Raw genomic sequence first — 24,861 nt, forward strand, 5'->3', positions numbered from 1 at the left:
TTAAGAACTTTAATTGATACCTTTTTTGATTTGTTGTTTCATTTTGTCGATTATTTTCTTTTCTAATCGAGAAATGTATGACTGTGAAATCCCCATTAATTCAGCAACCTCTTTTTGAGTTAACTCTTCTTGTCCAAATAATCCAAATCGTAAGACGATAATTTCCCTCTCACGTTTATTTAATTTGTTTACTGCTTGATATAAAATCTTTTTCTCTTCATCACTTTCTAAATCTTTCATGATAATATTATTATCTGTACCTAATATGTCTGATAATAATAATTCATTTCCATCCCAATCAATATTAAGTGGTTCATCAAATGAGACTTCTGTGCGCATTCTACCATTTTTACGTAAAAACATAAGTATTTCATTTTCAATACATCTTGAAGCATAGGTTGCTAACTTAATATTTTTATCTTTATTATACGTCATAACACTTTTAATTAGTCCAATCGACCCAATGCTAATTAAATCCTCAATATAAATTCCAGAGTTTTCAAATTTTTTAGCGATATAAACAACTAATCTCAAATTATGCTCAATTAACTTATCTCTAGCTCTCATATCACCATCATTAAATGCTAGAACATATTTTAATTCTGCTTCTGGTGATAAAGGTTCTGGTAATACTTCACTACTGTTGACAAAGAATAAAAAATAATCTTTAAATATTTTTTCTATCCATTTAAAAATCTTTTTTAGCACACACTCACCCCCATTCTATGTTAATATTTTAGAATTTAATATTGCCTGAAAAGATTGATCCTTATTTTTGATATTTTGTCCAATTGCTAGGTAAACCTCTTTTTCAAAATATTGATCGTCAATTACTACTCCAAAATTTTCAGGTTTAAACGCTAATGTAATATAACTGTCTTTAACAGTATTCATTAAAATATATGTAAATTTCACTTTGTTTTTCAGTAAATAGATTTCATCAATGTCTGTATTAATTATATTCTTATCAATAAATATAACAGGTATATTATCACCATGACTTACCGTCTTATTACCTGTATCAATTAATCCTTTTACTTCATAGTCTTTATTTAAAAAACGAAAGCGAATATCTAAAATATTAAACTTATAAAAAGCATGATTCTCTTCTATTACTTTATATATATATGTCAAAATATTCGCAATTAGAAATGAAATAATTAATAAATACCATGTTGTAGGCTGTTTTAAATCAATATTAATCGCATTACTAGTAAATCGAAAGTCATAGGAAGTAATTATACCTGCCATGACATAATTCACAAAATAAAATAATAATATATTCTTTATATATTTTCTTAATGAAACAAACGAAAAAGCGATTAATATAATGATAAAACTATATAGTAAACGAAGTATAATAAAGATTAACTGAATTTGAATAAAAAATAAACTTAAACTTGATAAGGCAAACAAAGTAGCTAAAAAAATTCGTATGAATTTTATTTTTTCATTCGCAATGATTCCAGTATAAGTAATCAAACTATAATCAAGTAAAAAGTTAGATAAAATAATTAAGTCAATATAGATGGTCACAACTATCGCCCCCGAACTCTATTATTAATTCTAACAAGTTACTAGTGGGAATTTAGAAAAAAATTGTCAGAAATACATTTTTTATTCAACTTCTTTTTTTTCGCAATAAAAGGTATGTAACTTTTTAATATTGAAAAAATAAAGAAATATTAAAAATATAATAAAAATAGGTAAGATAACATAAGCCTGAACGTAAATAATAAAATCGAATAGACCATGAAAGATAATCGGAACTACAAGGGATAATACAAAGTAATATTGACACTTACGTTTTACTGTACAGAATTTAGCGAGCGATAAATAATAACCCATCGTAATCGCAAATAACATATGTCCAGGAACAGATATTACAGCACGTGAAAAACCAACTCGATAGCTTTGATAACCGAATACAACGTATAAGATGTTCTCAAGCGTCGCAAAACCTAATGCGGTAATTACCGCATAGACAATCCCATCAAATTTTTCATTAAAATTTTTATTTTTATAAGCTAATGACAAAACTACAAACCGTTTAAAAAACTCCTCTGTAAATCCAGCAACAATTAATGCTTTATATAATTCTGATAATACTTTCGTAAAAACATTAAAAGACATCAATACTTTCTCAAATAAAATAACTGGTATTGAAATAAGCATTCCATAAAAAAAAAGTTTTAATAATAATGTCTTAGGTTCTTTATCATGTTTATCTAAGTAATAAATAAAAATAGATAATGCGATTCCTGGAGTGATTGCAAGCATAAATAGATCAATAAACTGTTTCATGAAAATCCTCCTTCAATTCATTTTTATTGTTTGTAGATTAACCAAAAATATAAATAACTTTATTGATGAAAACTAATAAATATGGAATAAATAATCATAATCTTAATTTAATTTCGTTCTTTTCAATTTAAGTGTTGATGATTATGCAAAAATCCCATATCGATATTCATAATAAGCATCTTTTAAAGATATTGGATAATCAAAATTTAACGTATCCTTATTAGATAAATGATGATTGTATTTTAATAAGTTATACATTATATTTGCATGATCTTTTCGATTAGTTCTATAATGTAATTGTTTTTTATATAGGTAAAATGATAAGTAATCTTGTAAATGTCTTATAGATACACCATGACTATTTTTTATAATCTTAGTAATCCCGGTAGCCAATTGATTAATATCACCTAAACTATTACCTAGATTAGTAGTATAACGTTTTTTATTAGCTATCACAGGAACTTTATCATTCTTAACACCTAAATTATTCGCAAATTGTTGAATACATGGTTTACTGTCAGAAATAATTAAAGTTGTATCCATAAATTTATCGGTATATTTAGTGTATTTTTCCATTGATTCCGATCCAACTCCAGCTATCTCAAGCAACATATTATCATTTTCATCGATTGCAGCGACAATACATACTTTGTGATGAGATATACCTGAATATGCAGATGTATTACCTCTCTTTTTACTATGTCTAGGCATATTTGATGGTTTGGTTCCTTTAAGATTTATCTTTGTATAAATACAATCTAATTCAACTTTACTAGATAAAGTTTCTTTCATCTTTAAGTTTCTGATTGCTTTATAAAGCTTATGTCGCATATAAAAACAAGTTGTGACACTTAAATTATTATAATAAGCAGTTTCTTTTAAAGATAATCCTGATATTTCACAATCAATAAATTTTAACCATATATCTTCAGTACATCTACTTCTATAAAGAAGAGTGTTAGATGTATCACAAAATGATTTATTACACTCGCGACAAATGTATCTTTGAATTCCTTTGTTTGTTTTTCCATTTTTAACAAACTCAACTGAACCACAATGTGGACAATTCAAACAAATATCGCTTTTAGATTCTATAGGGTTATTGAAAGACATAATGAAACTAAAAACATCTTCATAATTCTTTATAGATAGTTTATTTAATTCATTAATTAAATCTATTTTATTTATCATTCTAATTACCTCACTTTATAATTTCATTATAAAGTGACTTATTACATCATAGATGTAACAATAAAAAAATATCAACACTTAAATTGAATTTAGCGTTTAATTTTAATAATTTAATAATTAAATTATCACTTACTTTATTATCAATTTCGTTTACTAATTAAAAAACAACATGATTTACTAAGAATTCAATAAATCATGTTGTTTTATCTTTTTACTTAATACAATCTTGAACTGCTATACCATCTACCTCTATAACCTCACATGAATCACTCTCAATCCATTCTATTGAACCAGTCTTATCGCAAGTTGCAATCTTGAATTTTTCTCCTTTAGAAGTTGAAGGAAATGATCCCCATCCTTTTTGACCATAAGCTTTAAATACACCATAACCCGTTCCTATTAAAACCCTAACTTCTCCTGTCGTCTTAATTTTAACTAAAATCATATATTCACCCTTCCTCCTTATATAATCTCCACCTATTTTATTTACTTAAGTATAACAAGTTTAAGTTAATAAAAAAAGTTCAATTCAAAAATACTTTTTGATGATCATAGATAAATTTCTTATCATAACTTCATTAAATATATTGATGTTGGGTTTTAACCTGAGATAAAAGTTACTAATATAAATTAATCACTCTACAAAATCCAGTTTTTCTACATTTTGCAAGCTAAATCACATTTAATATATTCTTAAGTTAGACAATATATTTTCTTTTTTGCGATATTAACACTACTAATATCTCGATATAAATATCGAGAGGATTAGCCACACAAATGGCTAACCTTCTTTTTGCATATATGAAATAATTTTAACCGGCTCAATAATGAATTTATAGTCTCTATAGTTTATAAAATCTCTAATCTCCTTTAAAATAGGAGTATAATTGGAATTATAATAACCATAATTATCCGATTCATCTTTAAATCCAGGTCCGTAATTCTCAACAAAGTAAGTTTCCACTTGTTTAATTACTCCCCAGTCATTTATTACATGTCTCTGAACTAGTTTTCCATCAAAAAACTCATCAATATAAATTACCTTATTATCTTTTCTAAAATATTCAAACTCACTTTTGTGAGTTCCTTGAAATGAACTTATATTAATCGACTCTATATAACCTTCATGATAATTGAATTCAAGCATTCCATAACTATTTATTGAGTTATCTTTATCACCATAGATAGAGGTGGGATATAGTATGTCTTTAAAATATATTAGTTCATCAAAATTAGTGTATCCTAAATAATATCCGAAATATTCATGATTTGAATCTGTTATTAATGAATATGATTCACATAATCTATCGTAAAATTCATCCCTCGAACCGTCAACAAAATGGTACATTTGACTAATATCATCTAATATGTCATCTCTAGTAATACCCTTATACCTAAAATCTTTTCCACTGAGATTCAATTGGAATTGGATATAGTTCTCCTGAAAATTAACATCACTTATATTTTCCTCTTCCATAAGGAAATTTTGACCTCTAAGTAAATATTTTTCAATTCTATCATCAAAAAATTCATATCTAAAACCAAAAGATTCTGATGCGACAATAAAGTCACCATATTGAGAATAAGTTGTTCTAAGAATCTCATATGAGTTTTCTGTATAAGAATAATCATATACTCTTTTTACATCATTACTCAATGGAATGGAAAGGTACTTATCATTATAATCATTCCAAAAATAAATCGAATCTGAATAATCAGTGGTAGTAATATTAAAAGTAGATTTAACTAATCGCTCATTTTGATATTCTCTTACCAAAATCCACCCATCTAGAAATTCTGATCTTGTTTTATATTTCAAAGTCATTTCAATTAGTTGATTTGATTCATTAAATTTTTTATCTATTAGTTCAACGTTACATGTATCAAAAGAGAACTCCTTCTCAATAGGATAGCCATACATGTCAATGTATTCACAATGAGAAGGTTTTGGAACGACATAACATTCAATGAATACAGTAAAATATGCACCAAATAAAATCATTGATAATACTGAAGTTATATAAAATATATACTTTAACTTAGATTTAATTAATTCACTTCTCTTTTCATAATGTTTAAGTGTTTTGTATAGAAGTACGAGCAATGTAATCGCAAATAAAATATACACTATATTCACAAGTATAATGCTTTTATTCCAGTATGATTTTGGATTACTTATAAAAAAAAGTACAATAAATAATGAAATTGCAAGGGCTATATAAAACCATGTCCTTTTTAAAATTTTTTTAATCATTTCTCTCTCCTTTAAATTTATTATTTAAAAGCAGAAGAACTCAACAACGAAATACCATATTATTTAAATATTTTTTATTTGATGAATATAATAATTCAATATTTTTATATTTAATTACAACTTTCCTATAAGAAACTGTAATGTTAAACTTTTTCAAAGCATATATACAAATTTCAACAATAATTACTAATTTAACTAGAAAAAAAAGTGTCAATAGATAAGCTAATAAAAACACAATTAAGAAAGAAGGAAACATCATGAAATTGTAATTACTTTCATGATAATATTGGAAACCCATAATTGTATTAATTTTGTTCAAAAAAAAGCTGATTATGGCAAAAAATTGAAAAACCATAAATAATTTTATCTAGTTTATTTGTCTTCACAATATAATCCCCCATAATTTTCTTGACTATTATAAGTATATCACATTTTTCTCCAATTTTTAACACATGATAGAAGTAACAAATTAACTTATATTTAAAGAACGTAAGTAAACCTTTACTCATTCTATCTACTTTAACCTTTACAATGAGGACTATCTCAGATTCACTGACAATATTCCAGTCAACACCTGTTCCAGACCGTAAATTCACATTACACAGTCTAAAAAAAGAAGGAAATGATTTTATATTCATTTCCTTAATTATTTCTTATTTACAGGGTATTTAATCGCATTCTTTTTCATTTTATCTAATATTATCTTCTCAACATCAAAGTTATGTTCATCAGCGAAACGAAAACAATAGATTAAAACATCAGCTAATTCATCTTTAATATTTTGCATATTTTTTTGATATGCCTCTTCATTTGAAATCCATTGAAAATTTTCTAATAACTCCGAAGCTTCCAATACAATTGATAATGCCAAATCTTTGCCATTGTGATATTGAAACCAATCACGTTCTTCTGTAAAATCATGTATTTTTTTAATTAGTTCTTCAAGTTTATTCATCTTAATCACCTACCATATTAATTATGTACATTATATCATATTGCTTATACCAAATACTAACAAAAAACTAAAAAGAGACTATTTGATAGTCTCTTTTCTTCAGAATATATTTAGCGAGCTTCGACTATTAATTTTATTGCTGTTCTCTCTTCGCCATCAATCATTATGTCAGCAAATGCTGGAATACATATTAGATCTTTCCCCGTTGGCGCCACATACCCACGTGCGATAGCAATTGCTTTGACAGCTTGATTAAGTGCACCAGCACCAATAGATTGGATTTCAACCACTCCGCGTTCTCGGAAACAGTTCGCTAATGCTCCAGCTACAGAATTTGGATTAGATTTTGATGAAACTTTTAATACTTCCATAGTGAATAACCTCCTATATTTTTTATTACATTGAAAGTATATTCAATGTCATATATTATTATGACATATATCTAATTATTTCTAATTTAATTAGCATATTCATAATGTAATTTTATTATACATTAAAATATGTTCGAATTTTGTCGAATAATTAAAAATAAGTGTATAAAAATATTTTTTATACACTTAATTTCTTTTCTATGTAATTAATTCTTTCAATTTTTTGTGCTTTTCCTGTCTTTTCATTAATCGATAGTAAAACAGCATTAAATTGAACATCACCATCTTCAACAGGAATAAATCGAGTAGGTAATCCATTAATAAAACGATTAATAACCCCCTCTTTACTAACACCGATAACCCCATTTAAAGGTCCTGTCATACCAACATCTGTTATATAAGCTGTTTGCTTCTCCAAAACTCTATTATCTGCAGTTGTTACATGTGTATGAGTTCCGATAACAGCAGATGCTCTTCCATCAGCATAATAACCTAAAGCAATTTTTTCACTTGTTGCTTCCGCATGAAAATCGACTATAATATTAGGGGTTATATTTTTAACTTTTTCATATATTTCATCAAAAGTTCGAAATGGGCAATTCATTGGAGTCATGAAAGTTCTACCACCTAGATTAATAACAGCGATTTTATAATTATTATAATTATAAATATTATAACCTTTTCCAGGTACAGAACTATCCATATTCGCTGGTCTAATTAAATTTTTAGTATTATCAATAAAATTAAAAATATCCCGATTATCAAAGGTATGATTTCCCATGGTCACTACTTGAATTCCTTGTTCAAGAAACTCTTTATACATTGATTCTGTTATTCCTCTACCATGAGCTGCATTCTCACCATTGGCAATAATGAAATTAATCGAATATTGATTTTTAATTTTCGGCAAATACTTTTTAACTGTTGAACGTCCTAGTGATCCATAGATATCACCAATAAACAGAATATTCATCTTACCATCTACTTTCTATTTTATAAAAAATAAAGTGGGAATTAACCCCACTTTATAACTACTTAGCAACTTCAATTGCTCTTGTTTCACGAATGACTGTTACTTTTATAGTTCCTGGATAATTAAGTTGATCCTCAATTTTCTTCTTAACATCTCGAGCTAAACGATGAATCTCTAAATCGTTAATATTATCAGGTTTTACTAGTACACGAACTTCACGTCCAGCCTGAATTGCATAAGATTTATCGACACCTTCAAACGAATTTGAAATTTCTTCTAACTTTTCTAAACGATTTACATAATTTTCTAATGATTCACTTCTTGCACCAGGTCGTGCGGCAGATAAAGCATCAGCTGCAGCAACAAGAGATGCAATAACTGATTTTGGTTCTACATCACCATGGTGAGAAGCAATTGCATCTAAAACAACAGGATTTTCTCGATATTTTTGCGCAATTTTGTGACCAATTTCAACATGGCTTCCTTCTACTTCATGATCCACAGCTTTTCCGATATCATGAAGTAATCCTGCACGTTTTGCTAAAACTTCATCTTCTCCAATTTCTGCTGCTAACTTACCTGCAATAAATGCTGTTTCTATTGAATGTCTTAATACATTTTGCCCATAACTTGTACGATAATTTAAGCGACCTAACAATTTTACTAAATCTGGATGCAATCTTCCAATGGTTGTCTCAAATACTGCTTCTTCACCAAGATCTCTAATGCGACCTTCCACATCACGTCTTGATTTTTCGACAACTTCTTCTATTCTCGCTGGATGGATACGTCCATCTTGAACTAATGTTTCAAGTGCTAATTTTGCAACCTCACGTCTTATTGGATCAAAGCATGACAAAACGACCGCTTCTGGTGTATCATCAATAATTAAATCTACACCTGTTAATGTTTCGATTGTTCTGATATTTCTACCTTCTCTACCAATAATACGTCCTTTCATATCATCATCAGGTAAACTTACAACGGATACAGTTTTTTCACTTGCCATGTCAGAAGCATATTTTTGAATAGCGAGTGAGATATATCCTTTGGCCTTTTTATCGGCCTCAAACTTAGCTTTTTCTTCTTCATCTTTAATATATTGAGCAATTTCCATAGAAATTTCTTCTTGAACTTTTTGCATTAAAATATCTTTGGCTTGTTCTTTTGTATAACCAGAGATTTCTTGTAATAATTTATCTTGTTCAAGCAACTTCTCAATAATTTTTTCTTCTTTTTGTTTTAATTCACTACTTTTGTTTTCAAGTTTTTCTTCTTTGTAAGACAATTGTTCTTCTCTTCTTGTAATCGACTTTTGTCGATTATCTAAACTCTCTTCTCGGTTAGTTACTCTTTTCTCAAGTTCTAAAACAATTGCCTTTCTTTCTTTTAATTCACGTTCAGTTTCTATTTTAATCTTGTGTTGTTCTTCCTTAATTTCAATTAAGGTTTGACGTTTTCTGCTTTCTGCTTCTTTTGTTGCTTCATCAATAATTTGTTGGGCTTTTTCTTTCGAACGAGCTATTTTATTTTCGTAAAAATAACTTCTAATAAAATATCCAATTAACGTTCCAACTAATGCTGCTAACAAAATAGAGATGATTAAAACTCCTTGATCTTTCAAATGGTACACCTCCATATTTTTTGAAAGGTACGCACAGTTGGACAAAATGTATTCTACATACAATTATATCTTACATTTTTTTTACATCAAGTCAAGATAAAATAACGATTGGCTTAAAAACAACCAAACATTTTCCAAAAAATTTGTAATTATCAAGATTACATACCTTTATTATGAGATATTAAACTTTATTTTAGCCACTATTTTAAAAATTATCTGAATTATAAAAATCCTAAACATTAAATAAAAAATCTTTAATTATTATCATTTGATAATAAATTTATAAAAAAATACCTATAGAATCTACTCTATAGGTATCATAATAAACTATGTCTTAAGAATCTGCTTTTTCATTGTCATTTGTTGCAGAATCTGTGTTAATATTTAAAGTTTCGCGAATTAAATGTTCAATTTCTTGACAAATGAGAGGATTATCTCTTAGAAATTGCTTAGAATTTTCCCTACCTTGACCAATTTTATCATTATTATAAGAATACCAAGCACCACTTTTTCCAACAATGTCAAATTCAACACCTAAATCAAGTATTTCACCTTCTTTAGATATTCCCTCTCCATACATAATATCAATTGCAGCTGTCTTAAATGGTGGAGCTACTTTATTTTTAACAACTTTTATTCTTGCATGATTACCAACAATATCTGTTCCTAATTTTAATTGTTCTCCTCGACGTACTTCTAGACGAATCGTAGAATAAAACTTCAAGGCTCTACCACCTGGCGTTGTTTCAGGATTTCCAAACATAACGCCAACTTTCTCTCGAATCTGATTAATAAATATTATGATAGCTTTAGATTTACTAATAGCTCCTGCTAATTTTCGCATAGCTTGTGACATTAAGCGTGCTTGAAGCCCAACATGGGTATCCCCCATTTCACCTTCAATTTCCGCCTCTGGCACTAGTGCTGCCACTGAATCGACAACAATAATATCAATCGCATTACTTCTTACTAATGCTTCCGCTATTTCTAGTCCTTGTTCCCCTGTGTCAGGTTGAGATAATAATAAATTTTCAATATCAACACCTAATTTTCTTGCATAAGTTGGATCTAATGCATGTTCAGCATCAATAAATGCAGCGTTTCCACCGATTTTTTGTGCTTCAGCGATCGCATGTAATGCAAAAGTTGTTTTACCTGAACTTTCAGGACCATATATCTCAATGATTCTTCCACGTGGAAATCCACCAATACCTAATGCTGCATCTAAAGCAATTGAACCAGAAGAAATAGCTTCTATAGCGTTATTGGCATCAGCACCTAATTTCATGATAGCACCTTTTCCGAATTGCTTTTCAATTTGTTTTAATGCACTATCTAGCGCTGCTTGGCGATTATTATTTCCCATATATTTTTCCTCCTAAACTTAAGGTCATTTATTTATACGTTATATTCTTTATGTTTACATCTTCTATTTTACATTATTTTAGATACTAAAGCAATCATTTTTAAAACATTTGTTCGTTTTTTTGTTTATTTTGTTAGAAAAATGATTTTTTTATTTTTTTGTAAATAATCATAACCAGATATTAAAGTTAGGAGTGTTGCAATCGTCATTAATATATCAATTATTATATTTAAAACCCCATATTGTGTAAACATCATATATTGGTGAATTCCATCAGGTTTTAAATCAAATAAAAATAGAGCGATGATTAACACAATTTGAGAAACAGTTTTTAATTTTCCTAACGGACTAGCAGCGATAACTTTCCCTTCTGAAATTGCTAGTAAACGAATACCCGTCACCATAAATTCTCTTGAAATAATTAATATAGGAATAAACGCTGGCATGAGTCGTAGTTCAATCGCTATTAAAAGCGCTGCAGTAACAAGTAATTTATCTGCTAAGGGGTCCATAAACTTTCCAAAGGTCGTAACAAGATTTTCCTTTCTAGCGATTTGTCCATCTAATCTATCGGTATAGGCAGCAATCGCAAAAATAATAATCCCAATGATATTTGCTAAGGTAATCTCATGATTTAATACAGAAATAGTTTGATTTAAAACTGGGATATAAAATACAATAACAAATAAAGGAATCATAAAGATTCTAAATAAAGTTAATTTATTAGGCAAATTCATAAAAATCACTTCCTTAATTATTTTCATTTAAATTATAACACAAATACAGCATTTTCAACATGATAACTTTATTTTTTTCCCTATTATAAAAAATACCCTCCATTAGGAGAGTATTTAATGTTAAGAAAAAGCATATATAGTATTCATGTAAGCCATGTTCTGTACCTTTGTACTATAACGGATGCCTCCTCGTACTCCGGCGGTAATCATTTATCTACAGAAATCTGTCTCTTGTTTAAGTTCATTTTCTCAACAAAAGTTCCCCTACCAAATTTGGGTTTCTCGCTCGTGGGGTTTACCATCGTTCCACACTAAAAATTTCTTTTTAGTTTCGTCACTGTGGCACTTTTATAGGTAATTCTACCATGCTTTGTAAAAAAGTTTAGGTAGTTTCCCAGCCGTAAGCAAAGTAAATTGCTTCCCTAACTTATTGTTTCATTAGGCACGATCACTACAAGCATCGCAGCTTGTGCGAGCATGGACTTTCCTCATTAAAGTAAAACTTCAATGCGATTACCCGAATACTACAATATTATATTATACTATTTTTTAAAATTTAGTCAACAATTGTTAACTAGCAAATGTATCCATTATTCAATAAATTATATGAGAGATATAAGCAAAATGAAATAATTTAACGCGGTTAGACAAATACTATAACGGAAATATCGCAGACTTTTTAATTAAAAAACAGAAAATTTCTAATAAAATTAACGCTTTTTCCATAAAAATTTGATAATATTAAATAGGTGGTGATTTATATGAGTATTAATTATCCAACAAAAAAACGTATATCAACTAATCAAAATATTGACTATTCACACAGAGGAATGAGACTTGAAAATGAACTGAATTCTTCAAATAAATACTACAAAGCACATAATATTGCTTTAATACACAAGAAACCAACCCCTGTTCAAATTGTAAAAGTTGATTATCCAAGGCGACAAAAAGCTGTTATTAGAGAAGCCTACTTCCAGGCACCTTCAACTACAGATTATAATGGTATCTATCGCCAAAAATATATCGATTTTGAAGCAAAAGAAATTTCAAGTAAAACTGCATTCCCCCTACAAAATATTCACAGTCATCAAATTGAACACATCAAACAAGTGATTAATTTAGGTGGCATCGCATTTATTATTGTTAAATTTACGTCTTTGCAAAAAGTCTTTTTATTAGACGGAACCTTAATGGTTGATGCTTATGAAAATTTTATAAATGATGGGCGTAAATCATTGAGTATTAAATTTTTTATGGAAAAAGGTCATGAAATGACAGAAAAGTGTATTTTCACAATCGACTATTTAAAAACAGTCGATAAAGTGTATTTTTCACATGAATAAAAAATACTTCTTCTCTGTTTTAAAAACAATTGCGATATTAATTGTTTTAGGAATGATTTCTGTTTTAGGCTATACCTATTTAAAAGTAAATAAAATCATTGAAGCATTACCTAGCCTTGACATCAATCAAATATATGTTGAGGAATCAACAAAAGTTTATGATCAAAATCATAGACTTATTGTAGAATTAGGTGTAAAAAAAAGAGATGTCATTAGCTATGAGGAAATCTCTGAAAATATGGTACATGCTTTAACCTCAATTGAAGATGAACGATTTTTTTCTCATCAAGGAATTGATTATAAACGTGTATTAGCTGCTTTAGTTGAAAATATAAAATCCTATCGTTATAAAGAAGGGGCTAGTACGATTACTCAGCAATTAGTTAAATTATCCTTTCTATCAAATGAAAAAACATTAGATCGAAAGATAAAAGAAATGTTTATAAGTGTAGAACTAGAAAATAGGCTTTCAAAAGAAAAAATAATTGAAGCTTACTTAAATCGTGTTTTATTTGGTGGTAGGATATACGGTGTTGAAAAAGCAAGTAAATATTATTTTAATAAACAAGCAAAAGATTTAAACTATGAAGAAGCTGCTTTACTTGCTGGTATGGTTCAAAGTCCGAATCGTTACAATCCATATATCAATCCTGATATAACAAAAAACAGACAAATTATTGTACTTTATGCGTTATTTAATAATCATTATATTTCAAAAGATGAATTAGATAAAGCAATTAAAAAACCAATTACAGATTTAGTTGTTGAACAAACGAGTCATCCTGAAGATGAAAAGTACTATGAGTATATTGATCAAGTTATATTTGAACTAAAAAATAAATATCATCTAGACCCATTTAATGATAGCTTAAAAATTTTCACCTATTTAGACCCATCTATTCAAAACAAGATTTATGAAATTGAAAACGATGAATCTTTACACCCTAATGAAAAAACACAAACGGGTATTGTCATATTAGAAACTGCAACAGGTATCATTCGTGGGATTGGTGGTGGAAGGAACTATCGTGGTTCATTGTCTTTTAATTATGCTACTGATGCCAGAAGACAACCTGGTTCAACAATAAAACCAATTTTGGATTATGGACCAGCAATTGAGTATTTACATTATTCTCCTGCTCACCCCTATTTAGATGAAAAAATATATTATAATACAATTGGTAGCCGTTTTGTTGCAGTAGAAAATTATGATAAAAAATATAAAGGTTATTTAACGATGCGAGAAGCAATCATTGATTCCCGCAATGTAACTGCAATTAAAGCCTTTCGTGAAGTAGGAAGTAAAAAGGCTTATGAATTTGCTAATAAATTAGGCATCTCAACAGATGAGACTATTACTGAAGCACATGCTCTAGGTGGCTATCAGTATGGATTTACTGTTTTACAAATGGCTGCAGCCTATGCCCCGTTTGGTAATGGTGGTACATACAATGAACCTACAACAATTGACTACATTATAAAAGATAATGAAACGATTAAATATCAACGGACAAGTCATGTTGCTATGAGAGAAGACACAGCTTATTTAATGACTCATATCTTACATGATAATATGATGACAGGTACCGCGACAAAAGCAAATGTTAGTGATTTGAATATCGCTGGAAAAACAGGACAAACAAATTATAATGAAGAAACAAGAAAAAACTATGATTTTCCAAGTAATAGTGTTAGAGATTCCTGGTTTATTGGTTATACCACAAAATATACAACTGCTGTTTGGCTTGGTTATGATAAGATTGAAGAATCAACTTATCTAACACCTACTGAAGCAAAACTATCTCTAGAAATGTTTAAACGGCTAATGGATAAAGTTCATATCAATCGTAACGATAGTAAAGCATTTGTAAGACCTGATAACATTATTGAAGTCGAGATAGAATCACACACTTATCCACTAAGTCTACCAAATGAATATACGCCAAATATGTATAAAATAAAAGATTTATTTATTAAAGGAACGGAACCAACTATAAAATCTCATCAATTTAAACCATTAGAAATGCCAAAGAATTTTATTGTTTATTATGATGATCAAGCCTCGAAATTAGTCTTTAAATGGAAAAAATATGGAACCGATTATTCACGGGATGATTTTAAATTGATGGAAAAGATACATTCAATTGAAAATTATTATGATTATCATAAAAATAAAACACAAAGAGAGTTTTATAAAGCCAATGACAATTTTCATCCTTCTTTTCTATCCTTAGAGAAAATACAAAATATTTATAATGATTATTGTCAAAGTGAAGATAAAATAACTGCTCTGTGTCCAATATATAATAAACAATCCTTAAACAATTATATATCTTTATTAGAAGCATTAAAAAAATATGAAATTAGTCTCATATTAAGAGATAAGGATATAAACATATTAAGTGAAGGTGAAATTAGTATTCTACGTGGATATAGAGTTTGGAATGGCTATCGTAATGGCTTATATAGTAATTTAGGTTCTATTGAATATCAAATAATTGGACATATTGGTTTTCAAAAGGAAGTGTTATATCAAGGACCCTATGAAGAAGAAATTAGTCTATTGATGTCCTTAGATAATTTCTTACATTATGACTCCTTTTCAATCCAAGCTGATTATTCAATATATAAAAACAGACTAAAAAGTGATAGTAATATAAGCATAAATCCATTGTTTAGTATTAATTCTATCTTTTAAAAAAATATCACCAATAATTGGTGATATTTTTTAGATTCAACGAATATATTTATCATTATCATATTTCTTTCTTTTACGATAAATAATTATAAATGAAATTAAAGCACTAATACCAGTAATTCCACAAATAGCAATTACTTTCGCAAAAGCTATAAATATTGATGGCATGTTATTAAAAACATTACTAATTAATAATATACTTCCAAAATTTTGATCACTATCTTTTTGCGATTCTATAAGATAATAACCTGATTGGTTAATTTTAATTTTTAGAATACCCTGATTATTATTATATTCAAACTTTGTATTTGGTTTAATCTTCTCTACAGTGATTATTTGATTCGTTACCTTTTCTTTAACGACAAATTCAAATGTATATTGTTCAGAAAAAGAACTAATGGTTACAAGATTATCTTGTAAACTCACGTGAGCAACTTGTGGAGTATCAATAAACACGATATAATCTCCTTCATATAAGTAAACTGTTTTTGAGTTATCGATGGTTAGATAATGATTATCAACAGATATTTTTTTTATATCAAAATAAATACTCACTATTAAAACCATTATTCCCACTATAATAAAAAGAATAGGTAATAGATAATTTGGTTTTTTCATAACAACTTTCCCCCTCAATTTTTATTCAAACCATATTTTTAAACTTATTACCAAAAGGCAATATTATTAACAAGAAATAAAGAGATAATTAAATAGATAATGAGTCCAAAATGAATTAATCTCAATATTTTACTAACTAATAGAATCTCTTTGTAGTAAGAAGTAAAAATTCCTACTCGATTAATCACATTTCTCCCATATCGTTGAATTCTTTTAACAATTATTTTCGAATTGAACAATTCATTTATTTGATATTTTTCCTCAACTTTAACACACTTTGTGAGTTTATATAAATGTTTTCTAATTTTTTTTATGTTTGGTTTAAACTTTTTCAACATACGATCTCTTTCTTTTATTAAAAAACCTTTCGCTGATAATCCAAATTTTAAAACCTTGTCGAAATAAACTTTAACAATAATTAAGTACATTGATATCACGATAGACAAATAAACAATTATTGAAGCGATATTGTAATAACGGGTATAAATTAACAAGCGATTGATTTTAGTAAAAGCTGGTCCAACATATGGAATAACTTGCAGAAAAGAATATTGCCTCAATAAAATTAAAAATAACAAAGCACATGCCATATAAGCGTTAATTCGTCTATTTTTAATCTTTTCTACTCTTTTCACTGGTATAAATGATGCTTGTTCTAATATCCGTTTAAGCTTACTATCAATATCTTTATAATAATCATACTCCCATTTTTTAATAATCTCATTGACTAATTGTTTTCTCTGCTTCACTTTGATATATGGATTTCTGACAATATAAAGAACTGGTTGTGTGTCTTCAAAATAATCTTGGTAAGTAATCCTAATATCTTCAATATAAACGACTTCTTTTGGATTAGTACCCACATACAAAAAGGGATTAATATTATATTGTATATGATGATAGGAATTTAGTAAATTTACAAACTCTTTTTGTTTATTTTTTAAAATCCGATATTCTTGACTTCTTTTCTTGTCTAAAGAATACTCTTTAAACTTTTTACGAATACGAAAAATATCTAATATATGAAATTTCATCACTATCAACTCAATTCAGATTGTATTTTTTGATTTATATTTTTTAATAATATATAATTTTCACCAGTTAAAATTGATTTCATTTCTTTTGATTCAACCATTTGATTAATTAAATCTTCTTCACACAAATCACTTTCAATTAAAAATTCAATATATGATTGATCATTATGATTAATAAGTAGTGCTTTAATGATCTCATTAATTTCTGGTTTGGTTCTCTTAAATAAATCATCATTTACTGTAAACTTCTCTAAGCTCTTTATCATTTTATCGTAAGTGATTTTTTCAATTTGCTGGTCAGGTTTAATATCAATTAAAAACAATGCTACATAGACTTGACCTGCTTCATAATAGATTTGGTCATCCTCATGACTAAAATAATTGATAAAATCTAAACTATCTAAACTAAATAGATACATTAGTGAATCCTCTTCCATTTCACTATCTACGACTTGATTAAATTTCTTCTCTTTCATAATCGCAAAAGCTAACTTATATTTAAATGAAACATCATCTAATATTTGATCATATAAGTTAATTTTAGGTTTATAGGTCTTAATATATTCTTGTTGAAAATCAGAAAATCGCTCGATTTGTTTAATAATATCTTCTTTTTCAAAATCTTTAGCATCCATTTGATTAATTGATTTAGTCAATTGATCTTTATGAAGCGAAAAATCATCTAATATTAATGCCAAGTTCTGATCATTTAAAAGATCAAAATCACTTTGAATTTCTATTTGGTAACTTTCCATAAACCAATTTTTTAAAATTAAATATAGTTGTGTTTTTAATTTCATTTTTGATAAAATCTCAACGGTTAATTGATCATGAGTATCAGCAGCAATTTGCGGATAATTCTCAATGAAACTAGAAATAATTTGATCATTAGAGGTCATATCTAAAATATTTTTCTCATATACCCAAATAAAAACCTGTTCATAATCTTCAACTGTATGATTTAACTTCCTATTTACTTCATTTAATTTTTGATTAGAGAAATTCATCTTACGGAACTCAACACGATGATTTACATAATAATACAAAAACTCTGATTGGGTATACTCACCTTCGATTAAATCGTTATTTTTTAAATGCTCATAAATGGAATAGGCATCGTGTTCATTAGTAACAACAAAATCTTCCACATCATTTACAAGTAAAGTATATTTTTCTAAACTTTTCACATCCATAATTTTTAATGCTGCGCTGACTTCATTAAATTTGTCAACGGTTGGTTTTGATTTGTCAATCAATAGTCCTAATCGAGAAAAATTAGGTGGGTGGTCTAAAACAAAACTTGTTAATGGATCAGAATAATTCGTAAAATTTAAAGCATAAAAGGGGATGATAAAAACAGAAATTATGATATACATCCGAATAACTGAAAAAATGCCTCCTAAAATTGAATTAAAACGACCAAATATATATTCAATTCGTTCATCTAAAACAAATTTTCCTAAACGCCATAAAAATATGGCAAGAAATGTGTAAACAATGATATAGACACCAATTTGGGATGAAAGTGCGGCAATGGTATTTCTATAGGCGATATCTGGCAAAATCGCATAGACAAATTGAATTGTTTTTTGATTAGAAAATAATAAATTAGTGATAGCATCACCATAAAAATACAAAACAAAAAAAGGGATGACTACCTTTAATACCCGAAGCAATTCAATACCTCCACCTCGAATATAACCCGTAATAAAAATCGTTATAAAAATCGCAATTAATATAAGATCAAAATCGACATGTATTTCCATTATATCCCTCTTTTCTTATTTTAAATTATAGCATAACCCTTTCATTCAATCAATTTCTATAAATTGTAAATTTTATTAAAAAGCGTTATAATAAATCTCAAGGAGATGATTTAATGTTTTTTGATATGCATTCTGATATTTTATATGATATTGTACAAAAGAAATTAATGAAGAAAAGAAACATTCTAAAAGATAATCATTTACATCAATTAGAAAAAGGGAATATATTAGGTGGTATTTGGACCTATTATACTGATATTCACCACCCCTTATGCGATTTTAATCAAGCGATTGATGCGATTATGGAAGAATTAGAAGAAGCAAGGGATATGGTTCATATCGTAAAAGAAAAAGATGATTTTAGCACAAATAAAATCAATGTTGTCTTAGGATTTGAAAGTTTACAACCTATAAAAGATGTTAACCATCTTAAATCACTATATGATTTAGGTTTTCGTCATGCTATGTTAACATGGAATGAACAAAATCATTATGCAACAGGTGCAAATGGTGATCCAACAAGAGGTTTAACAGAACTAGGAAAAGAAATCATTCATTTTATGAATCAAAACAACATGATAATTGATGTAAGTCATGCGAATAAACAAACTTTTAATGATATCATTAATTCTTCAACCCGTCCAGTAATCGCTTCACATTCAAATGTTAACCGATTATGTTCACATAAAAGAAATTTAGATGACATGCAGATTCGTAAATTAACTGAAAAAGGTGGCGTTATTGGTATCACTGCAGTTAAAAATTTTGTCAATCCATATGAACCAACTATTAATGAAATGATAAACCATATTGATTATTTAAAAAAGATGAATTTGATAAAACATATTGGATTAGGTTTTGATTTTATGGATTATTTAAATGGTTCTAACTTAACAGACCTTCCAAATGCATCTTATACTAATCGATTAATTAAAGCACTTCAAGATAGAAACTATACCCATTCTGAGATTGAAGATATTACACATAATAACATTATAAATATCATTAATGAGTTATTCTAATCATTAAATTAATAATAAGAATTAAAAAAAGATTGTCTACTGACGAGACTGCTGAAAAAGTCTCTATATGTAGTCTTAATAAAAGGAAGATTAAACGAGGGTGCTGAAAATCTAGTCTATTTTCAGATAACTAATATTAAATAAAAAAAGTTAGAAATGATTTAACTTCATTTTCTAACTTTTTTATTGTTTCTATTAAAGAATGAGATATATTCTATCCCATTAGTGTTACAATTCTTTTCAAGTTTACTGCGAATATTGTCATTGCTGATTGTATCTGCATACCTAAAAGGCCATGGGATTGACATCTTTTATATCCATGACTATTTTTCAATTCAGAATTTTTAGCTTCTATCTTATACCTTTCTTTTGCTAATTCTTTGAATTCTTTACTTTCTTGAAATTTTTCATGTTCTGCATGAACATTATCCTTCTTTAATGTAACTGTATAAGATCTACTATCTTGTCCTTCTTTATATCCACATTCTTCTTTAAATGGACACGTTTTACATTTTTCTACATCAAAATAATGCGTTTCTCGCAATGGAGTTCCTTCTATCTCATGTTTCTTTTTACCATGTAGTGCAACTCTAACTCCCATATGACCTGCTTTACATACATATCTTTTCGCATCTTTATTATATTCAAAATCCTCACATTTTCTTTTATTTCCTTTAGATACTGTTTTACTCAATTTTGAAACTAATTTAAATTCATTTTTTTCGCATATTCTATTAGTTCTTTTTCTGAATACGCTCCATCCCCTATAAAAGCATCAACTTCAATTCCATTTTCTTTTGATTTCACATATAATTCTCTTGCTTGCTTTCCATCGTGTTTATCTCCACTTGTCACAACTGCCGCTGTGATAATTCGTTCTGGCACCATCGCGATATGTGTTTTATATCCAAAGAATGATGTATCAGCTGATTTATGTCCTACTTTTGCATCCTTTTCTACCATTGAATTTATTTCTTCAATATTATCATTTACTATTTCTTCTAATAAGTTTGTTTTTAATCTAATATTTTCTCTGATTAGTAAATTTTCATCATTTCTAATTAATTCAACTAATTCATTACAGTATTTTATATGATCGTCTATATTCTTTGATATTGGCTTTTCAGGCATCTTATCTTTATAACTTTCATCAGTCTTATATACTACTTTTCGTAAATTTTTTGATTTCTCTTCTAAGATTTCAAGTGGTGATTTATAATTAAACATACTATTTGTATGTGTTGAGTCTACTATTATTTGTTTTGATTTTATTAATCCTAAGTTTAGTGCTAGTTCTACTGTTTTTGAAATTAGTTTATCTAATAATTCTCCATCTTTTAATCGTAACTTTCTAAACTTTGTTAAACTTGTTGGATGGATAATATCTGTTTCTTCTGGAGCTATTTCTAAAAAATACTTATATGCCATATTTAATTGTGCTTGTTCAACTAAATCTCGGTCAGACATTGGATACATTACTTTTAATAATAATAATTTAAACATAAAAATAGGACATTTCGCTGTCGCTCCATTATCCTTTGTATATTTATCTTTTAATTCTTCATAAACAAATTCAAAATCCACTAATTCTTTAAATTTTCTTAATATATGATTCTTTGGAACCACAATATCATACAACTTACTGTATGGACTTAAGACAAGTTCTTTATTAGGTAGCATACTATCACCAATTTCAAATTATTTTCTACCTTCATTATATCATTTTTCACTTTCTTTTCGTTGTATTTATATGAAAAAAGGAAGAGTAATTAATATTCTCTTCCCAATTCACAATTTGATGAGACTTTTTCAGCAGTCTCCTACTGACAACCTTTTTTTATAATTTATCCTACAATGACTCTTTCTTCAGGATATCTAATTAATTTCTTTTTATTACCTTGACGATAAGCGAGAGCTAGGAAAACTGTTAATGGACCAACACGTCCAAAAAACATTGTTAATGCGATAATGACTCTCCCAATATTTGTTAAATTAGGTGTAATACCTAATGATAACCCAACAGTACCAAATGCAGAGATTGATTCAAATAGAATATCTTTAAAACTTACACCCACTTCAGTAATAGATAAGAGTAGGGTAACAGTTGCGATTAATCCTAAAGCAAGTAATATAATTGAAATTGCTTTTTTAATAATATCTAAGGGAACTTTCTTACCATATAATTCAGTATCTTCTTTTCCTTTTATGACAGAGAAAATCATTGCAATAGCAACACCAATTGTTGTTGTTTTTGCTCCACCAGCAGTTGAACCAGGTGACCCTCCAATAAACATTAAAATCATAATTAAGAAAACACTACCCGTTGTTAATGTCGTAAAATCTAGTGTATTAAAACCTGCTGTTCTTGGGGTAATTCCTTGAAAAAGAGATGGTAATATTTTATCAATAAAACTCATATTCCCTAAAGATGCTTTATTAGAATATTCTAGTAAAAGAATACCTAGTGCACCAATAATAATAAGTAAAGCAGTCATTCGTAAAACAAGTTTAGCATGTAGAGAGAATTTTTTAAATCTTCTTTTTTGAAAAATCTCCATAATGACAGTAAATCCAAGTCCTCCAGTTATGATTAATACCATGACAACTAGATTAATCAGTGGATCATGAACATATGAGGTTAAACTTTGAAATTTTCCATATTGACCAAATAGGTCAAATCCAGCATTACAGAACGCTGATACCGAATGAAAAATACTAAAGCCTATTCCTTTAGCAGGTCCATATTTAGGAATAAATCGAGTTGATAAAATAATCGCCCCAATTCCTTCGAGAGTAAATGTCATGATAAGGATATTTCTTGCTATACGAACAATTCCAGACAATTTAAATTGATTTAGAGCTTCTTGCATAACTAATCGTTCACGAAAAGATATCTTTTTTCTTATCACAAAAGCAAATAATGTCCCAAATGTCATAAATCCTAGTCCACCAATTTGAATTAATAATCCAATGATAATTTGACCAAAAATAGTCCAATGTGACCCAGTATCAACAACAACCAAACCAGTTACACAAACCGCTGATGTTGAAGTAAAAAAAGCATCAATAACGGTTTGAAAGAAACTTTGATTTACTTCAGTATTCTGTATCGATATTGGTAAACTTAATAGAACCGTTCCAATTAAGATAACTAAAGCAAAACCAACTACCATTATCTGTGTTGGATGTAATTTTATTTTAATTAATTTTTCATGTTTATTCATTGTTGTTCCACCCTTACTATTACAACTAGTACTACTTTTTTCCTTTTCATCATATATCACAATATTTCAAATGTCAATCATTAAAAACAACCTACTCTATATTATCTATGAAAAAATTATAAACTATTCAAGTATTATTAACTATATTAATATATTGATTGACTATAGATTAAGTTCCTTTAAAAATACCTTGACACTTATTTATCCATTTTATTTTATATTCTTCCTCTGATTCGATAATTCGATGTTTTAAATTGTTTTAATTCCAAGTTTTCTTGCTTCATCAGCAAGTATTTGATAAAGTTTATTATTGTTATCTTCAAGTTCATTAACTACCTCAATTTCTTCAACACCTATATTATATAAGTAAAAAAGACGATGATGGCCATCTACTGAAAATATTAAATTATCATATTTTATTACATATATATCACCATATGAATCATGCGCTTCAAAAGATTTTATGACTTTATTTAATTTAGTTTGTGATAAAAAATGTTGCTGTGGAATAATATCCTTTATTTTTATGTTAAACCTATCACATTTCATCTTAGCCCTCCATATATGATGATATTTTATAGAGGATTTCTACTTGTTTTCGCTATCATCAGATTTAAAAACTGCTTCTGCTTCATTTTTATCTATTACAAAACCAACTTTTTCATATAAATGAATCGCACTATGATTTTCTCTACTCACCCATAAAAAGCACTTTTTACATCCTTCATTTTTCGCTTGTAATAATGCTTTTTTTAGTAATTGTTGACCCAATTTCATTCCTTGGTATTCTTTAGCTATACCGATATTTCTAATAAAACACTGATTGGTTTTAATGTCATGAATAATAATAAAACCAATAAGTTTACCTTTATCTTTAATCGTTAAAATCAGATGATTGTTATCTTCTACCCACTCATTAAATTCAGTAATAGATGCATTAAATAAATCAAATATTTCTTTATCTAAAACCATTAACTCATCTATTTCATTGGATTTTAAACAGTATGTTTCAAAATCGTTATTAACATCATTTTTAAAGTGATTAAAATCTAAAAGATAACCTACATGCATATTTTTATAATAATAACCCCAGGAAGTAATCCTATCAATTTCTTTTAATAGTTCATCATAATTTTTCCCGTATCGAAATAGAAAATGATTATAATCTTTTTTAATTACATCTAATCCTTTTCTTAAATCCTCAATTTCATTTACTGCCCAAAATACTTCTTTATTACCATTATCTTCTCCAACCACAAATATTCCATCATCTGTCTCATAATATTTAACAATCTCTCCTAAATCTCCAAAGAAGAATTGTTCTTTAAACTCCATTGCTCTTTTTCTAATACTATTTATCTCCATTTTAACCTCTCTC

The 24,861-nt window shown here is 27.9% G+C and carries 21 protein-coding genes, 1 other RNA gene and 1 pseudogene; 3 read left to right on the forward strand and 20 right to left on the reverse strand.

Annotated features, from left to right (window positions below):
- Positions 1-9 precede the first annotated feature (9 nt).
- From sigE to rnpB, 13 genes are all read right to left on the reverse strand, one after another.
- Positions 10-708: an RNA polymerase sporulation sigma factor SigE gene (gene sigE, locus KHQ81_07750; protein ID QVK16809.1), complete on the reverse strand. Its 699-nt coding sequence runs from the start codon at positions 706-708 to the stop codon at positions 10-12.
- Positions 709-723: 15 nt separating this feature from the next.
- Positions 724-1,536 (reverse strand): sigma-E processing peptidase SpoIIGA, encoded by an 813-nt coding sequence (locus KHQ81_07755; protein QVK16810.1) that lies wholly within the window; start codon positions 1,534-1,536, stop codon positions 724-726.
- Between the two features lie 81 nt (positions 1,537-1,617).
- Complete coding sequence (locus KHQ81_07760) at positions 1,618-2,304, reverse strand: PrsW family intramembrane metalloprotease (GenBank protein QVK16811.1); 687 nt, start codon at positions 2,302-2,304, stop codon at positions 1,618-1,620.
- A 141-nt stretch (positions 2,305-2,445) separates the two neighbouring features.
- Complete coding sequence (locus KHQ81_07765; GenBank protein QVK16812.1) at positions 2,446-3,495, reverse strand: IS1595 family transposase; 1,050 nt, start codon at positions 3,493-3,495, stop codon at positions 2,446-2,448.
- 211 nt (positions 3,496-3,706) lie between these two features.
- Positions 3,707-3,940 (reverse strand): hypothetical protein, encoded by a 234-nt coding sequence (locus tag KHQ81_07770; GenBank protein QVK16813.1) that lies wholly within the window; start codon positions 3,938-3,940, stop codon positions 3,707-3,709.
- A 336-nt stretch (positions 3,941-4,276) separates the two neighbouring features.
- Entirely contained in the window at positions 4,277-5,749 is a 1,473-nt protein-coding gene (locus KHQ81_07775) for a hypothetical protein (protein QVK16814.1), read from the reverse strand.
- Positions 5,750-6,395: 646 nt separating this feature from the next.
- Complete coding sequence (locus KHQ81_07780) at positions 6,396-6,704, reverse strand: nucleotide pyrophosphohydrolase (GenBank protein ID QVK16815.1); 309 nt, start codon at positions 6,702-6,704, stop codon at positions 6,396-6,398.
- A gap of 110 nt (positions 6,705-6,814) precedes the next feature.
- Positions 6,815-7,075: a stage V sporulation protein S gene (locus KHQ81_07785; GenBank protein ID QVK16816.1), complete on the reverse strand. Its 261-nt coding sequence runs from the start codon at positions 7,073-7,075 to the stop codon at positions 6,815-6,817.
- A 178-nt stretch (positions 7,076-7,253) separates the two neighbouring features.
- Entirely contained in the window at positions 7,254-8,048 is a 795-nt protein-coding gene (locus KHQ81_07790) for a TIGR00282 family metallophosphoesterase (GenBank protein ID QVK16817.1), read from the reverse strand.
- Positions 8,049-8,106: 58 nt separating this feature from the next.
- On the reverse strand, positions 8,107-9,687 hold the full coding sequence (rny, locus tag KHQ81_07795; protein QVK19591.1) for a ribonuclease Y: 1,581 nt from the start codon (positions 9,685-9,687) through the stop codon (positions 8,107-8,109).
- Positions 9,688-10,006: 319 nt separating this feature from the next.
- Positions 10,007-11,038, reverse strand: a complete 1,032-nt coding sequence (recA, locus tag KHQ81_07800) for a recombinase RecA (GenBank protein ID QVK16818.1) — start codon at positions 11,036-11,038, stop codon at positions 10,007-10,009.
- 125 nt (positions 11,039-11,163) lie between these two features.
- Positions 11,164-11,775 carry a CDP-diacylglycerol--glycerol-3-phosphate 3-phosphatidyltransferase gene (pgsA, locus tag KHQ81_07805; GenBank protein ID QVK16819.1) on the reverse strand — a complete coding sequence of 204 codons (612 nt, stop codon included), beginning with the start codon at positions 11,773-11,775 and terminating at the stop codon, positions 11,164-11,166.
- 143 nt (positions 11,776-11,918) lie between these two features.
- An RNA gene (gene rnpB / locus KHQ81_07810) (RNase P RNA component class B) lies at positions 11,919-12,300 on the reverse strand.
- 236 nt (positions 12,301-12,536) lie between these two features.
- Here rnpB and recU point away from each other — a divergent pair.
- Positions 12,537-13,121: a Holliday junction resolvase RecU gene (recU, locus tag KHQ81_07815; GenBank protein ID QVK16820.1), complete on the forward strand. Its 585-nt coding sequence runs from the start codon at positions 12,537-12,539 to the stop codon at positions 13,119-13,121.
- On the forward strand, positions 13,114-15,819 hold the full coding sequence (locus KHQ81_07820) for a PBP1A family penicillin-binding protein (protein QVK16821.1): 2,706 nt from the start codon (positions 13,114-13,116) through the stop codon (positions 15,817-15,819). Before recU ends, KHQ81_07820 begins: the two co-directional genes overlap by 8 nt.
- A 36-nt stretch (positions 15,820-15,855) precedes the next feature.
- Here KHQ81_07820 and KHQ81_07825 read toward each other — a convergent pair whose 3' ends face one another.
- The 3 genes from KHQ81_07825 to KHQ81_07835 are packed head-to-tail and all read right to left on the reverse strand — an operon-like array spanning position 15,856 to position 19,237.
- On the reverse strand, positions 15,856-16,437 hold the full coding sequence (locus KHQ81_07825; protein ID QVK16822.1) for a hypothetical protein: 582 nt from the start codon (positions 16,435-16,437) through the stop codon (positions 15,856-15,858).
- A 47-nt stretch (positions 16,438-16,484) separates the two neighbouring features.
- A complete protein-coding gene (locus KHQ81_07830; protein ID QVK16823.1) occupies positions 16,485-17,471 on the reverse strand; it encodes a hypothetical protein in 987 nt (328 codons plus the stop codon).
- A 5-nt stretch (positions 17,472-17,476) separates the two neighbouring features.
- Positions 17,477-19,237 (reverse strand): CvpA family protein, encoded by a 1,761-nt coding sequence (locus tag KHQ81_07835; protein QVK16824.1) that lies wholly within the window; start codon positions 19,235-19,237, stop codon positions 17,477-17,479.
- 113 nt (positions 19,238-19,350) lie between these two features.
- Between KHQ81_07835 and KHQ81_07840 the strand changes: the two genes are divergently transcribed.
- On the forward strand, positions 19,351-20,259 hold the full coding sequence (locus KHQ81_07840) for a membrane dipeptidase (protein ID QVK16825.1): 909 nt from the start codon (positions 19,351-19,353) through the stop codon (positions 20,257-20,259).
- Positions 20,260-20,473: 214 nt separating this feature from the next.
- On the opposite strand, the pseudogene KHQ81_07845 reads toward KHQ81_07840, so the two are convergent.
- From KHQ81_07845 to KHQ81_07860, 4 genes and pseudogenes are all read right to left on the reverse strand, one after another.
- Positions 20,474-21,939 (reverse strand): annotated as a pseudogene (locus KHQ81_07845) (IS1182 family transposase).
- Positions 21,940-22,103: 164 nt separating this feature from the next.
- Entirely contained in the window at positions 22,104-23,483 is a 1,380-nt protein-coding gene (locus tag KHQ81_07850; protein ID QVK16826.1) for a TrkH family potassium uptake protein, read from the reverse strand.
- A gap of 249 nt (positions 23,484-23,732) precedes the next feature.
- Positions 23,733-24,032, reverse strand: a complete 300-nt coding sequence (locus tag KHQ81_07855) for a ParB/RepB/Spo0J family partition protein (GenBank protein QVK16827.1) — start codon at positions 24,030-24,032, stop codon at positions 23,733-23,735.
- Between the two features lie 39 nt (positions 24,033-24,071).
- On the reverse strand, positions 24,072-24,848 hold the full coding sequence (locus KHQ81_07860) for a GNAT family N-acetyltransferase (protein ID QVK16828.1): 777 nt from the start codon (positions 24,846-24,848) through the stop codon (positions 24,072-24,074).
- Between the last annotated feature and the right edge of the window lie 13 nt (positions 24,849-24,861).

The sequence above is a fragment of the Mycoplasmatota bacterium genome (assembly GCA_018394295.1).
Taxonomy (GTDB): Bacteria; Bacillota_I; Bacilli_A; order Haloplasmatales; family Haloplasmataceae; genus JAENYC01.